Below are 13,705 nucleotides of genomic sequence, written 5' to 3'. Positions count from 1 at the left end.
GTTTAAACAACTTTTGTATAAATAGCCGTGTAAAACCCGATTGAGTAATCAAAATAATGACGTGTAAGCGTATAAGTATAACCGTTGTATTCTATTGTTGGCTGGAAGTCCATTGGCAGAGGACTAATGCGGTATATAGTGTCATAATCATATTCTTCATTTTTTACTGCAACCTCAGACGAAGTGCCAGCAGCCAATGCGGGAACCGCGGATATTAGCATGCCAAAGGATAAAGCAGAACTCAATAAGATTTTCCTAATCTTCAATTACATCAACTCCATTTACAATTTATACATATATTATGTTGTAATTGGAAGTTATTTTGGAAGTGAATAATGGATCATAAAAAAAGTAAAAATCTCGATTTTAATGGAAGTTGCGATAGTAAACGACAGTAAGGATAAGTATATTTATGCTGGAATCCAGAAAGAAGCGGCCTTCAATAATATATTTGAAAGCGCAAAAATGAGTAAGCGGATAATATCGAGGGCTACCACATGCAAATATTTGAGAAAGAATAAGAAGAAGGTTGAGGAATTGGAGAATGAGTATGCTGCTGTTATGAATTGCAAAAAGAAGTAGATGGGTTGGGTGATATCCTGTTGTTTATTTTAAAGATGAGTTTAAAGAGGAGGAAGAAAGATGCCTAAAATCGGAGTAAGCTTGATAGTGCTCATTATGCTCATTATTTTCCTTGCAGGCTGCAATAAAAATGAACAAAACGGTGACGAAACAAAGATGCAGAGCCTAGTAGGCTATGTCGTGCTTAAAGACAATGAAAGAGCAATTCTCATTACCGATACAAAAGCTCCAGTAAAAGAAGATTACGATTTTTCTGAAGGACAACTTATGAACAATTTTAAAAATAACATAGTAATTGTAGGATTAAGTGAGATTGATAACACAGATGATCTCAAAAGAGGTGAAAAAATAAAAGTGTGGTTCCATACACTTAAAGAGTCAAATCCACCAAGTGCAACGATACAAAAATATGAATTATTATAAAAAAAATTGTTGAATTCTCATATAGATAACCTCTGAGACAACAAATGTTGTTCTATTGCATTGAAACTGCCAGTGACCAATATCAAGTTCAGTTATGTTAATTCAAGTGGTTTGATATGTTAGTGTCTTCGAACGAGACGAAATATTGGGAAGAGAGTCCGAATATCAATGAGTATTACAAATTGGTCACAGAATAAGAGACTTAAGAGAGTTGTCTGCATTGTATGTTTACTTGAAGGAGAAGAAAATGGATTTTAGGGTGCTTAATCTTAATTCTTGTCAGGTCAAACTTTACTTGTTCCATAGAATGAAAACTTGCCGTTAATTATAATAACGTTTAATTTTGTGGTGTTTAAATATATGATTCTAGAGGTCTTATGAAAGAACCGTTCATCAAAAAATGAACGGTAGGAGTTAAAAAAGTAATGTCTTTTCCTTTGTGGCAAAAGGCTAAACACTTTATTTGAGATCGTTAAGGACGACTTTTGCAGCCTCAGCGATAAGAGCATTATCATAATTAGCATCTTTCGTAAAGCGGTTTGACAGAATTGCCACAACAATAGGAGCTCTGTTTGGCGGCCAAACGATAGCAATGTCGTTTCGTGTCCCGTAACTTCCGGCTCCGGATTTATCGCCGACTTCCCACCCTATTGGAGTGCCTGCCCGAATCAGTTCGTCACCAGTAGCATTGCCTCGCATCCAATCGGTTAAGATCATGCGTTTGTCAGTCGTGAGAGTGTTATCTAAAGTGAAGGCTTTAAGATCGGTTGCCAGTGCTTTTGCGGTGCTGGTGTCACGAATATCACCAGGAATCGCAGAGTTTAGATCCGTCTCGAATCGTTTAGCTTTCGTTACATGATCCCCAATCTGTTTCAGTGACTTTTCAAAACCTTTAGGGCCGCCAAGCTGTTGCAACAAGATGTTCCCAGCGGTATTATCGCTGTAACGGATAGCCGCTTCCGAGATTTCTTTTAGGCTCATGCCTGTATCTAGGTGTTTCTCTGTGATTGGAGAATATGTAACAAGATCGTCCTTGCTGTAGTGGATGACTTCATTAAGTTTTTCAATTGAGTTTTTCTTCAGGACAGCAGCTGCGGCTAGAACTTTATAGGTTGATGCGTAAGCAAATCGTTCATTCGGCCGATAGGCGATTGTCTTGTTTGAACCTATATCAATTGCATAAACACCAAGCCTGGCATCAAATTTTTTCTCAAGTTGAACAAATTTTTTATTCGTTATACAGCTTGCCATGTTTGTGTCTTCTATGGATTTTGCTTCGGCATGTGTTGAGTTGAAAAAAGGTGTGAAACCAGTAATGCTTAAACATAAAAGCCCAACACATATTCCGAATTTTATTGACGCTTTAGTTTTCAACTTCATCAGGCCTCCTCATTCAAATGATTTTGTATTACCTTTGAAATGTTTCCCATGACAGTTAGTGTAACAAACCCCTTTGCGCTAGTAAACATAGAATCAATTGATCTTATATTTTTATAAGTTGGGAGAACAAGGGCATAAGAATAGAATCAACAAAAAAGCTGACAATGACTGTCAGCAAAGTCATCTATTAGAAAGCTTTATCAATTGTGATTGGAGTGTTATTGGATGCAAACGAGAAAAGTTTATCTCTACGTATTTCACACAATGTCAGACTGGGAATATGGATATTTAATTGCGGAACTAAACTCAGGGAGATACTTTAAACAAGATGCAGCATCTTTAAAAGTAGTTACAGTAGGGGTTAATAAAGAAATGATAACTACGTTGGGAGGATTAAGCATAAAACCAGATATTTCTCTTGACGAATGTACTCTTGGGAGTCAAGATCTTATCATTTTACCCGGAGGAAACACTTGGGGAGAAGATATTCATCAGCCGATCTTGAAAAAAGTTGGCGACGCTTTAAAGCTCGGCACGACTATTGCTGCAATTTGTGGGGCAACCTTGGGCCTCGCGAATGAAGGATACTTAAATTCGAGAAAGCACACAAGCAATGACCTCGACTATATGAATATGGTCTGCCCTAATTACAAAGGAGAAACATTCTATGAAAAGGGGCCTGCAGTATCTGATGAAAATTTGGTTACTGCATCAGGAATTGCTCCTCTGGAATTTGCGGTAGAAGTATTGAAAAAATTAGATGTATTTGCACCAGATACATTGCGTTCATGGTATAAGCTAAATAAGACTCAAAAGCCTGAATATTTCTTTGAGCTAATGAATACAATAAATCGATAGAAAACACTTTAGCAGTTTTTTGTAGTGCTCCTGAACTTATAGGAGCATTTTTTATATGTGTCTAGGAGCTAAATAAAGAAATGCAGAAACTTTTAAAAAGAATATAGATTGGTAAGCCTTATTTCGAATAGAGTTTGATTTGGGTTAAAACTGTTCTTATTAAGGCTCATTTCATGGTGCTAAAGATTCATTTGGAGAAGACTGTCTTGATCAGAAAAGACCCTTCCAATATATTGAAGTAAAAGATATCGGGAGGAACTCTTTTGAAAAAGATGTTGATGTTAGCTTTTACATTTCTTTTGGCTTTGACTATCCATGTAGGGGAAGCTTCGGCCGTTATCGTGAAAGATGAGGAGAAAGTGAGTTTTACAATGACAGAGAATGAAAAATGGTTTATGAAGTCTGATGACCTAAATTCAAACCATTGGACATCTCACTTTGGGTACAGATTCACCATTTTCGATACTGAAGGATGTACAATTAACGCAAGAATCATGCGAATGACTTTGTCAGGATATGAAATAACCGTTAGTGAAAAAAACTTCTCGGGGGATCATTTTGATTTTAGTGCAACTGATCGAGTTGAGACGATGCCTTATAAGACTCATTATTTGATTTTGACAAAAGATCCAGATTGCGGAGATGTTAAAGTAAAAGGTCTATACGGTTTTCAGTTTGATCAGCCAGAATGGTAATAAAAAAGTATCTGGATTCTCACCAGCCTAAACGCCAGCCAAGCTAATGTCTACATGCAGACATTAGCTTTTTTCATTGTTTAATAGGCTGTCGTCAGGATTCTAGAAGACTTTCTCGTAATAGTCTTCTCCTGTCACATGAAGCCCAAATGACAGGGGAAATGTATATCATTCACACTTTCCGTCGTGAAAATGTAAATGTATTCATAAAAATCCCGCAGCATATCAGCAGTGCGCCGAGGATAATATTGATGGTGATCTGTTCGTGCAATTGCAGCCATCCAAAGAATAGGGCCAATACGGGAACAAACATTAATGCCATGGATGCTTTTGACGCTTGGATTTGATTGAGCACCCAAAACCATACGACAAAGGTAAAGCCGGTGGAAAGCAAGCCATTAAACAGCAATGACCACACCGCCTGATATGTCCACTCGGCTGAAGGGACCGCCTCAAATATAAAGGAAAACACCAATAACATGACGGCTCCCATCATAAGGTGCCAGGCATTCATGTGAATAATATCGATATGCTTGAATTGTAGCTTGCTGAACACATTCGCGATTCCCCAGCTAAGCGCTGCCACAAGTACGCACAGCTCCCCAAATAAAGCGCTTTGATCGATATTGAGCATTTCCTTTCCAAATATAAATAACAGTCCGAAGAGGCCGCAGACCAGTCCCATCGTTTTATACACATTCATTTTCTCGTTTAATGAAAAATGGCTGATCACCGTAACAAATATAGGCATTGTATATACCAAAACAGAGGTTTTCCCTGAATCGACAAACTGCATTCCATACGTCAAAATCCCCATATAGCCCAGCCCCATCAACAGGCTCATGATGATATAGCTTTTGAGATGTTCTTTTTGAATTGAAAGCTTTTTTCTTTGGATGAAGAGAATGAGAAATAAAGGAACTGCTCCGATGAACAGGCGCAAACCCGAAAATAAAAGCGGGGGGATGTCATGAATTCCTACTTTCATCGCAACCCAAGTATAACCCCAAATAAGTGTGACAGATATGATTCCCAGCATAACTTTTACCATAATGAAGCCGCCTTTCTTGTTAAAATATCGTGCTGGTTTCTATCATATGTTACATTTATGTATAACTGAAATACATTTTTATTATTGGGGGTATAACCAAATGGTTATGAACATGAACCATCTTCACATATTTGTAAAAGTTGGGGAGAAATTAAATATTACAGAAGCGGCAAAAGAATTGTTCATCTCTCAGCCGGCGGTAAGTAAAGCGATAAAAAACCTGGAGAGCTCACTGCAGCTCAAATTATTGATCAGGGATAAACATCATGGTTTAATGCTGACTGACATCGGAAAAGAAATATTGCTGCTGGCGAGGCAAATGAAGGGAATTGAAAGCAAAATATATCAAGTAGCCAACCGGGAAAACAAGCTGTTAAACGGGAAGGTGAAAATTGGTTCATTTCCTGCAGTTTCAACAAATATCATGCCACAGGCGATTGCGGCATTCAGATCAAACTACCCGCTGATCCGCATAGAATTGATCGAAGGAACCTCTGACCAAATAAAAGGATGGGTTGAAGATCGGACGGTTGATATCGGGATCGCAGCATCTCCATTTGAACCGTTTGAAAATCAGCTATTGTGTAACGACTATATGGTGGCCGTCATCCCGCCGCAGCGTGACGAATTAAAACTTGAAAAGCATGTCGACCTTGAAACATATCAAGATGACCTCATTTTTTGTAAAGGCGGTCATGAAATCGCGATGTCAAACGCATTTTCGCAATACAACATCGAATTAAAGGAAAACTTAACTGTGCAAAATGCCGAAACCTTGATTAATATGGTCAAAAATAACTTGGGTATCGGCATCATTTCAAACTTTACACTTTCATCCGTCCCGCATCAATTGATTAAAAAGGACATCTTTCCTAGGGTCACACGCGATATTGGCGTCATCGCACATTCATTTGAAGAGATAACGCCGGCGGCGCATGAGTTTGTCAAAGTGTTGAAAGCAGTTGTAATCTGAATCAGTTATCGTGTTGCGATGAAATTTGAAGAAGATGAATACTCACCGGCAGAGTTACATAAAAGAAAAAAGCAACCATTTGAACGTTGCTTTTCACTCTATTTGGGAGCTTGTATGCGTATGCTAAGAAAAAGATTCATCCATCTCTGCCTTTGTGGGACTCTGCTCCTTAACTTGTTTTAATGATGCTACTATAAGAAAGCTAACAATCACTAGCAAGAGCCATGAACTTACCTTTCCAAGGTGTACGAGACTCCATGTATCGATTTGGTTTGGATATTTCCAAGCTCCAAAAAACGTAGCGATATTTTCCGCTATCCATATAAAAAATCCGATGAGTATAAAAGAAAGTGCGAGCGGCATACGGTAACGAGCTCCATTCACCTCGTATGTAACCCATGTTTGCCAAAAGACAATGATGACAAGCCCTGATAACCACCATCGAATGTCTATAGAAAAATGGTGGGTGAAAAAATTCAAATAAATCGCTGCGGCAAGCGGAACAACTGCAAAAAAAGACGGCCACTTAACCAGTTCAACCTTAAGCCTTCTCCATGCCTGGCACAAATAACTGGCTACACTTGCGTACATAAAGCCGCTATACAAAGGTACTCCAAATATTTTGGAGTATCCTTCTTCTGGATAAGACCAGGAGCCCATATGGACTTTAAAAAGTTCCAGAGCAAGCCCAATAAGGTGGAATAATGTGATCACTTTTAATTCATCCCGTGTTTCAAGACCGGAACGCACCATCCACAATTGCATGAGAACGCAGATAATGAGCAGCCAGTCATATCGCGGCAAGAAGGGCAGTGGGATGATTTGCGTAATAGCCAAAGAGGCAAAAATAACGGCAGGAAACAAACATGAAAGGGCTTGTTCCCAGCCAAAAAGAACGATTTGTTTTATTGCTCTCATGATGTATGCCTCCTCCATAGTTGTGTTCTTCGTGTATGGAAGGGACGCTTAGTATAGCAGCTAGATGGATATAAGTTTATGTCCATAAGCTCACCGCCAATCACTTTATTTTTCTGTTGATCTTACATATTTTTTACGAATCCTGTGTGTCTTCATCACTTCGGTATTCCAATATATCCCCGGGCTGACATTCTAAAGCCTTGCAAATCGCTTCTAAAGTTGATAATCGAATAGCCTTTGCTTTTCCGTTTTTCAATATCGAAAGATTAGCCATGGTGATGCCAACTCTCTCTGAAAGCTCTGTTACGCTCATTTTCCTCTTAGCAAGCATCACATCAATGTTGATAATAATCGCCATGTCATCACCTCAGACCGTTAAGTCATTTTCTGATTTTATATCTATCGCTTCTTTTAACAGTTTTTGAAGAACAGCAGCAAAGACCGCAATCACCATTGAAGCAAAAATAATAACCAATCCGATCACAATGATACCCGGGGCGTCGTCTATCTCGGCCATCAGATAAAAGACAGGCATGCCTGCTGCGTAAAAGATACTGATAGTGACTGCGCAGTATTTTATATTCTTCAAAGCTCTTACAGACAAACCCGAGAAAGCTTTGTTTTTGTCAATATAGCTTAAAAGTTTGAACGCTTGATAAAGAGCAAAGTAAAAAGGTATCGCCGTTACATACAAATAGATGAAAACGAGATATTTTATATAAGCGATATTTGGAAATAATTCTGCTGAATAGTTGGCTATCTTAGGCACTAAAAAAATGCATAAAGCAAGAATTGGAATTCCAATAAGAACCAAAGCTATCTTTAAAAAAATTGTCGACATTCGATTCATAACAAGCACCTCATTTATTTGTTGTCTAATTGAATGTAACAAAAAATTTATCGTTTCTCAATAAAAAAATATTGATATGGATTGATTTGTTGTTGTTATAGGAGACCCTTTTCATTTTTGACAAGACAAAAAAGCATCCCTCATCACTGGGAGATGCTGAACTACTTCAAACTTGCCGACTGAATGAACCGTTTGCCTCAGTGAGCTCAGGGATCGGTGTGAACATAAAGCTAAGCTCTTTTATGAAGGTTTTTATCAACGTCTAAAGATTCAAACAAACGATGGGAAGAAATACATCAAAGGATAAGCGGCTGTTCATACTAATGATCGGGAGGTAAACCGACTTATGATACAAATTTTGATCACTGGTCTTTTTTTATTGGCTCAGCCGAGTGAGCCGCAGGACAGTTTAACGGTCACACAGCAAGGACGGACGATTGCCACTGTTAACCGTGAAGACTTTACAATGCCTCTTCCCGGCACTCCAATGGTTGACTATGAAAAATACAGTAAATTCATCAAACAGCTTGATCAGAAAGTGTACCGTGAGCCGATAAATGCTGTCCTTAACGATCATGGAAGCATCGTCCCGGGCAGGGTTGGCTACAAACTGTATCAACAGGCGTTTATGGAAAAGTTTTATGCGTATTTTTATGGGCAAGGTCCCTCCAAGATAGAAGTGCCGGAAATGAACATTTATCCGAAAGTTGACAGCGAGCTGCTAGCTCACATCAGTACGCAGCAGCTTGGTCAGTACGTGACGTATTTTAACTCAAGCAATAAAAGCCGTTCACACAATATTTCTCTTTCTGCAAAAGCAATCGACAATCACGTTGTTTTCCCTAATGAGACGTTTTCGTTTAACCAAGTTGTGGGAATGAGAACTCGGAACAAAGGATATAAAAGTGCACCCATTATTGTAAAAGGGGAGTTGTCTGAAGGTGTAGGAGGAGGAATTTGTCAGGTGTCCTCAACTCTATTTAATGCCGTTGATCGTGCAGGACTGCAGATCGTTCAGCGCTATTCTCATACTAGAAGTGTACCATATGTACCGCCCGGACGGGATGCGACGGTAAGCTGGGGAGGTCCTGACTTTCGCTTTCAAAACCAATATAACCAACCAATCTTAATTCGGGCAAAAAGGTATGGGGGAAGTATGATTATTACGCTATACTCTTCTGATGTGATAAACAGCAAATTGAGAAAAATCCCCAAGGCTCCATCTCGGATACCGAAAGAAATAAATGCAGAGCAGTAAAAGACAAAACCTCAGGTAAGGTTTTGGTTAAGAGAGCTTGTAGATTGCTCAAAATCAATTCTTTAAGGAGCAGCCAGTGAAAGGAAGGAGGGATAAATGAAGTGAAAAGGGTATTATTTTCTGTAATTGTTTTTACAGCAGTTGGATTTACGTTTTGCCAATCAAAAGCGCATGCCCTGACTTTTACGGTGTTGCCTATTACACAAAAAACAGACCAGTGGTCAGTAAAAGTAAGTGAAGCAAAAAATGTAAAGGAATTTGCGAGACCTCAAAAAGGAGAATATCAAGTATATTCCTTGGAAGTCAAAAATATAGGGGAAAAAGCAGCTACAGTGGATGTGCAATTGTATAGAAATGACCCTGATTCAATCACAAGGTTTTCACTTTTTGGATGTCCCGATGAAAATTGTGTCAAACCAAAAGAAGATTCTAAAATGTTAGCTGAAAGTTTAAATGATGGCTCACCGCTGAAGTTCAATCATTTTATGCTGGCAGATAAGGCCTCTGAATTAGAGGTTGTCATTATTTGGACACAGAAGGGGCAAGAAGGACGCAATTTAAAACAGACCTTTAAATTCACTGAAGATGGCGTTAATTAGACGGTAAAGATGGAATGGCTTTGATGATTCGATCTCTTACTTTGCCTGAGGAAAAAACGAAAAATATTGTTGGAAAACCAATCATAGCTGAGTCAAATGTCAAAGTGACTGTGATTTATGACTATAGAGAAGAACCAGAGGAGGCTTTTTGGATACACTTATCCGATGGGAGTGAAATGTTTTCTCGATGATCACAAAGTCTTTATGGAATACGAATAGAGACTTTGTGACTGACTGCGCATTTCAGCGTAATATTTTACTGATAATGACAGTGACACCTAAACAAGTGCAGCCCGTTTCGTTATTAAAAATCTTTAATTTCGAAATTTTCACAGTTCAATTTCAGTCAATTCAGTTATCATCGAAAGAGGAACAAAAGTCACCAGCTATTTGGACAACTTTTAGCGTTTTTTTTGATGGGAGATTTGTGACTCACGAGATCATGAGTATAAATAAATTTGAAAAGTTACTTAATACACTAGCTTGATTTTTAATAATAAAAAGCCATTTTAAGGTTCTTGACTCAGTGAAACAAAAGAGCTGTTATACGTTTTAATCTTGTCTTTAGAGAGCGCTTTAATTTAAGTCAAAAGTTTAGACAGTCATCTGTTAGATCATTAGCTCTTTTATTTTCTTTTCAGTAACATTTTGATCATATTTTCCTACTAACGAGTTAGGGAAGTGGGGAAAAGCATGAGAAAAAAGAACAATATTAAGAAATGGCTATTGATCATTGCTGGATTCTTGATCATCTGCATCATCACATTATTTGTAATGGTATCAGGAAACAAAGTGAAATATGAGGGCAGCGGGAAAAGCGGACTGTGGATGTCTAACCTTGAAAAATCAGACAAAACTTCAATTGGACCTAATTATTTTCTAAATCTATATTGGCAGGGGAGCAAGAAGGACGAAAAGAGGACTGTCATAGAAAAAATCACCTTATACATAGATGGTAAAATGTATGATGACAGGGAAAATTATGATTTGTCAGAATACACAGGTGATGAAATGCCAGGTGGGGGACGCATGGAGGACCATATTGCCACCTTTGATTATATGCCTGAAGATGAAGTGATAGGACATGATGTATTAGTGAAAGTGGAGTGGAAGACAGGCCAGAAAAAACAGACAGAAGAAATCAAATTACATAAGAAGCCATGGTATAAAAAATAGCTTATTTGATATATTTGTGATCACATTGGTGGTCACTTTTTTATTTGCGGATTCCTAGGCACAGCAATCTAAGATTCTGCATAGGCTGAAATAAAATCTTGTTCATTTCTAAAACGAGGTGCATGCTGTTGGAACAACAACCAATCAATCATGAAGACAGAAACGTGCCGCAGCCTATTCGAAGTGATGGAGCTGGAGCTATTGATGCAGGCCCGCGAAATATAATACGGGATATTCAAAATCCGAATATACTTGTTCCGCCTGTTACAGATGAGGGTATGATTCCTAACTTGAGATTTTCATTCTCAGACGCTCCCATGAAATTAGATCACGGCGGCTGGTCAAGAGAAATCACCGTAAGACAGCTTCCGATTTCGACTGCGATTGCAGGTGTAAACATGAGCTTAACTGCGGGAGGCGTCCGTGAGCTTCATTGGCATAAGCAAGCGGAGTGGGCTTATATGCTTTTGGGACGGGCACGTATCACCGCTGTTGACCAAGACGGACGAAATTTCATTGCTGATGTTGGTCCCGGCGACCTTTGGTACTTCCCAGCAGGAATTCCGCATTCCATACAAGGATTGGAACACTGCGAGTTTCTGCTCGTATTCGATGATGGAAACTTTTCTGAGTTTTCAACGTTAACCATTTCAGATTGGCTTGCACACACACCAAAAGACGTTCTGTCTGCAAATTTCGGTGTCCCGGAGAATGCTTTCAACTCTCTTCCGTCTGAGCAAGTCTATATTTACCAAGGGAATGTGCCGGGATCAGTCGCCAGTGAAGACATTCAGTCACCATATGGAAAAGTCCCCATGACCTTTAAACACGAGCTGTTAAATCAATCCCCAATTCAAATGCCAGGGGGGAGTGTACGAGTTGTGGATTCTTCTAACTTCCCAATTTCAAAAACGATAGCCGCTGCACTTGTTCAGATTGAGCCTGGCGCGATGAGAGAGCTTCATTGGCATCCCAATAGCGATGAGTGGCAATATTATCTAACAGGACAGGGACGAATGACGGTATTTATCGGAAATGGGACTGCGCGCACATTTGATTATAGAGCAGGCGACGTTGGATACGTGCCTTCTAATGCTGGACACTATATACAAAACACTGGTACAGAAACATTATGGTTTTTAGAAATGTTCAAAAGTGACCGTTATGCAGATGTGTCACTCAATCAGTGGATGGCATTGACGCCTAAAGAATTAGTGCAAAGCAACTTGAATGCTGGATCAGTCATGCTTGATTCTCTGCGTAAGAAGAAAGTGCCTGTTGTGAAATATCCCGGTACGTAAAGACTGAACCGATCACACAGTGGTCTTAAAGTAACTAGAGCTGGGTGTTGGCCTGTGTTTTATTAAATCCCTATATATACGTTATGTAGGGTTTTTCTGCTTGAATCGTATTGTAATGAGCTTTAAAATGTTAATGTGGAAATGATAACCATTCGATAATGGGAATTCAATGGCCGATTTCTATCAGTTTGATTGGCTTTAAAGGAGGACAAGAAATGAAAGCACTCATATTTTTATCCAGTTTGACTGCCATTGGGAGCTCTATATTGGGGCGATGGTTAGGAATGCTGGATGATTCTTATGCTGTTGGCGATGCTTGGTTTATAGGTGTTTTAGCTGGATTGATTTCACTTCTAATATTGATTGATAGTCAAACGATGACAAAGAATTACATAGTAAGTTTAAGTACGATACTAGGCATTCTTGGAGTGGGATTTATATATTTTCCAGCTGCATTCATCAACATATTATTAAGTATTACACTGGATAAACAAAAGAAAGAAGACCTTCATGTAAGATGAAAGAAATTTCATTTAATTCTTAGGAGGGAAAGTGTATGGATTTACCTCTATGGGCTTATATCATATTTGCAATCACAGGTGCGGCAGGTTTCATAAGTTTAATGTGGTTCAGTTTTTTTACTGACAAAATAGAAAAGTGAAGCGATTTTATAAAAATGTAAACTATTTTATATGAAAGGGATAACATTGCTTATTTAAGTTTACATAATAAAATTATTTCAAACTGATGCTAAAATAACTAATTGATCTATGTACTAAATATTCATAATTACTAGAGGGATTGGCACCTAAGGAACAAAGCTATTTGACAAGTTCTTGCTAGAGAATTTCAATCACTACATATGATTTTCTGCATCAAGAAGCTCAGCTGAATTATTTTTGGGTGAATTTACTAATGATGAAACCTGGTATGCTTCCATGTCATCAGCATCATAAGGCAGCAGCAAACTTTGCAGATAATCAGGGCTTGTATTTTTGGGGTTAAGCCACTCCTTTTCATGATCATGGGCCAATATAACCGGCATTCGGTCGTGTATATCTTTCATGAACTCATTAGGCTCAGTTGTTATGATGGTGCAGGTATAAAGAGGATCTCCTTGATGTGTGCTCCACTTTTCATATAAGCCAGCAAACGCAAAAAGAGCAGATGATTTCAATTTGATCCGCATTGGGATTTTGGTTTTGGAATCAAGCCGTTTCCATTCATAAAAACTGTCTGCTGGTATGATGCAGCGTTTGCTGACAAGCGGTCTTCGAAAGGCCGGTTTCTCGGTAATTGTTTCGGCTCGAGCATTGATCATTTTATAACCGATCTTTTCATTTTTTGCCCAAGGTGGAATAAGTCCCCATCTAAGCTTGCCTAAGCGATTATTTGATCCATCATTGATGATTGCAAGGATGTTTTGTGATGGTGCGACATTATAGCTTGGCTGGTATTCACCTTTAGGAAAAAATTGATCGATGTCAAACTGGTCAATAATATCATCAAATGCAGAGTACAAAGTAAACCTGCCGCACATATCCATCATCCTTTTTAGGGGTTTTTGAATAGTTTGTGGGACGAACGTTCATTTAATACAGGTCCAGAACAATGATTTCTTTTCACTTGCGATAAACTGGT

Annotated in this window: 15 protein-coding genes and 5 pseudogenes; 13 read left to right on the top strand and 7 right to left on the bottom strand. The window is 38.7% G+C overall.

Features of this window, described 5'->3' with window-relative positions:
• Nucleotides 1–2: 2 nt before the first annotated feature.
• Nucleotides 3–266 (bottom strand): hypothetical protein, encoded by a 264-nt coding sequence (locus tag MHB62_RS10040; protein ID WP_009967400.1) that lies wholly within the window; start codon nucleotides 264–266, stop codon nucleotides 3–5.
• A gap of 376 nt (nucleotides 267–642) precedes the next feature.
• On the opposite strand from MHB62_RS10040, the gene MHB62_RS10035 reads away from it, so the two are divergent.
• Nucleotides 643–1,005, top strand: coding sequence for a DUF3221 domain-containing protein (locus MHB62_RS10035; RefSeq protein WP_032721996.1), 363 nt, complete (start codon nucleotides 643–645; stop codon nucleotides 1,003–1,005).
• A 107-nt stretch (nucleotides 1,006–1,112) separates the two neighbouring features.
• Nucleotides 1,113–1,202, top strand: a pseudogene (locus tag MHB62_RS10030) (SMI1/KNR4 family protein); the annotation flags it as partial.
• 262 nt (nucleotides 1,203–1,464) lie between these two features.
• Here MHB62_RS10030 and bla read toward each other — a convergent pair.
• Nucleotides 1,465–2,385: a class A beta-lactamase gene (bla, locus tag MHB62_RS10025; protein ID WP_032721994.1), complete on the bottom strand. Its 921-nt coding sequence runs from the start codon at nucleotides 2,383–2,385 to the stop codon at nucleotides 1,465–1,467.
• A gap of 225 nt (nucleotides 2,386–2,610) precedes the next feature.
• Here bla and MHB62_RS10020 point away from each other — a divergent pair, with 225 nt between their 5' ends.
• Entirely contained in the window at nucleotides 2,611–3,243 is a 633-nt protein-coding gene (locus tag MHB62_RS10020) for a type 1 glutamine amidotransferase family protein (RefSeq protein WP_003231388.1), read from the top strand.
• Nucleotides 3,244–3,506: 263 nt separating this feature from the next.
• Nucleotides 3,507–3,938, top strand: coding sequence for a hypothetical protein (locus tag MHB62_RS10015; protein WP_004399438.1), 432 nt, complete (start codon nucleotides 3,507–3,509; stop codon nucleotides 3,936–3,938).
• A gap of 172 nt (nucleotides 3,939–4,110) precedes the next feature.
• On the opposite strand, the gene MHB62_RS10010 is transcribed toward MHB62_RS10015, so the two are convergent.
• Entirely contained in the window at nucleotides 4,111–4,989 is an 879-nt protein-coding gene (locus MHB62_RS10010; protein ID WP_004399570.1) for a DMT family transporter, read from the bottom strand.
• Nucleotides 4,990–5,089: 100 nt separating this feature from the next.
• Here MHB62_RS10010 and MHB62_RS10005 point away from each other — a divergent pair, with 100 nt between their 5' ends.
• Nucleotides 5,090–5,962, top strand: coding sequence for a LysR family transcriptional regulator (locus tag MHB62_RS10005; protein WP_004399248.1), 873 nt, complete (start codon nucleotides 5,090–5,092; stop codon nucleotides 5,960–5,962).
• 123 nt (nucleotides 5,963–6,085) lie between these two features.
• Here the strand turns inward: MHB62_RS10005 and MHB62_RS10000 are convergent, their stop codons facing one another.
• From MHB62_RS10000 to MHB62_RS09990, 3 genes and pseudogenes are all read right to left on the bottom strand, one after another.
• Entirely contained in the window at nucleotides 6,086–6,880 is a 795-nt protein-coding gene (locus MHB62_RS10000; RefSeq protein ID WP_032721992.1) for a DUF817 domain-containing protein, read from the bottom strand.
• Nucleotides 6,881–6,985: 105 nt separating this feature from the next.
• A pseudogene (locus MHB62_RS09995) lies at nucleotides 6,986–7,238 on the bottom strand (helix-turn-helix domain-containing protein).
• A gap of 9 nt (nucleotides 7,239–7,247) precedes the next feature.
• Nucleotides 7,248–7,730 (bottom strand): DUF2975 domain-containing protein, encoded by a 483-nt coding sequence (locus MHB62_RS09990; protein WP_015251949.1) that lies wholly within the window; start codon nucleotides 7,728–7,730, stop codon nucleotides 7,248–7,250.
• A 346-nt stretch (nucleotides 7,731–8,076) separates the two neighbouring features.
• On the opposite strand from MHB62_RS09990, the gene MHB62_RS09985 reads away from it, so the two are divergent.
• The 8 genes and pseudogenes from MHB62_RS09985 (at nucleotide 8,077) to MHB62_RS09950 (ending at nucleotide 12,585) form a co-directional block, all read left to right on the top strand.
• The gene (locus MHB62_RS09985; RefSeq protein ID WP_015714063.1) at nucleotides 8,077–8,988 is read left to right on the top strand and encodes a VanW family protein; all 912 of its coding nucleotides are present in this window, start codon (nucleotides 8,077–8,079) and stop codon (nucleotides 8,986–8,988) included.
• 101 nt (nucleotides 8,989–9,089) lie between these two features.
• Complete coding sequence (locus MHB62_RS09980) at nucleotides 9,090–9,587, top strand: hypothetical protein (RefSeq protein WP_015714062.1); 498 nt, start codon at nucleotides 9,090–9,092, stop codon at nucleotides 9,585–9,587.
• Nucleotides 9,588–9,691: 104 nt separating this feature from the next.
• Nucleotides 9,692–9,927 (top strand): annotated as a pseudogene (locus tag MHB62_RS09975) (hypothetical protein); the annotation flags it as partial.
• Nucleotides 9,922–10,074 (top strand): annotated as a pseudogene (locus tag MHB62_RS09970) (YoaP domain-containing protein); the annotation flags it as partial. The pseudogenes MHB62_RS09975 and MHB62_RS09970, both read left to right, overlap by 6 nt.
• Nucleotides 10,075–10,132: 58 nt before the next feature.
• Nucleotides 10,133–10,256 (top strand): annotated as a pseudogene (locus tag MHB62_RS09965) (hypothetical protein).
• 24 nt (nucleotides 10,257–10,280) lie between these two features.
• Nucleotides 10,281–10,763 (top strand): DUF4944 domain-containing protein, encoded by a 483-nt coding sequence (locus MHB62_RS09960; RefSeq protein ID WP_015714060.1) that lies wholly within the window; start codon nucleotides 10,281–10,283, stop codon nucleotides 10,761–10,763.
• A gap of 122 nt (nucleotides 10,764–10,885) precedes the next feature.
• Complete coding sequence (gene oxdD, locus MHB62_RS09955) at nucleotides 10,886–12,064, top strand: oxalate decarboxylase (protein ID WP_032721987.1); 1,179 nt, start codon at nucleotides 10,886–10,888, stop codon at nucleotides 12,062–12,064.
• 215 nt (nucleotides 12,065–12,279) lie between these two features.
• On the top strand, nucleotides 12,280–12,585 hold the full coding sequence (locus MHB62_RS09950) for a membrane protein (RefSeq protein WP_004399414.1): 306 nt from the start codon (nucleotides 12,280–12,282) through the stop codon (nucleotides 12,583–12,585).
• Between the two features lie 335 nt (nucleotides 12,586–12,920).
• Here the strand turns inward: MHB62_RS09950 and MHB62_RS09945 are convergent, their stop codons facing one another.
• On the bottom strand, nucleotides 12,921–13,604 hold the full coding sequence (locus MHB62_RS09945; protein ID WP_015714057.1) for an SOS response-associated peptidase: 684 nt from the start codon (nucleotides 13,602–13,604) through the stop codon (nucleotides 12,921–12,923).
• Nucleotides 13,605–13,705 lie beyond the last annotated feature (101 nt).

It is taken from the genome of Bacillus sp. FSL K6-0255 (genome assembly GCF_045040725.1).
Classification (GTDB): Bacteria; Bacillota; Bacilli; order Bacillales; family Bacillaceae; genus Bacillus; species Bacillus subtilis.
The sequence above is the reverse complement of the archived record's forward strand: the minus strand, read 5'-3'. Positions and strand labels throughout refer to the sequence as shown.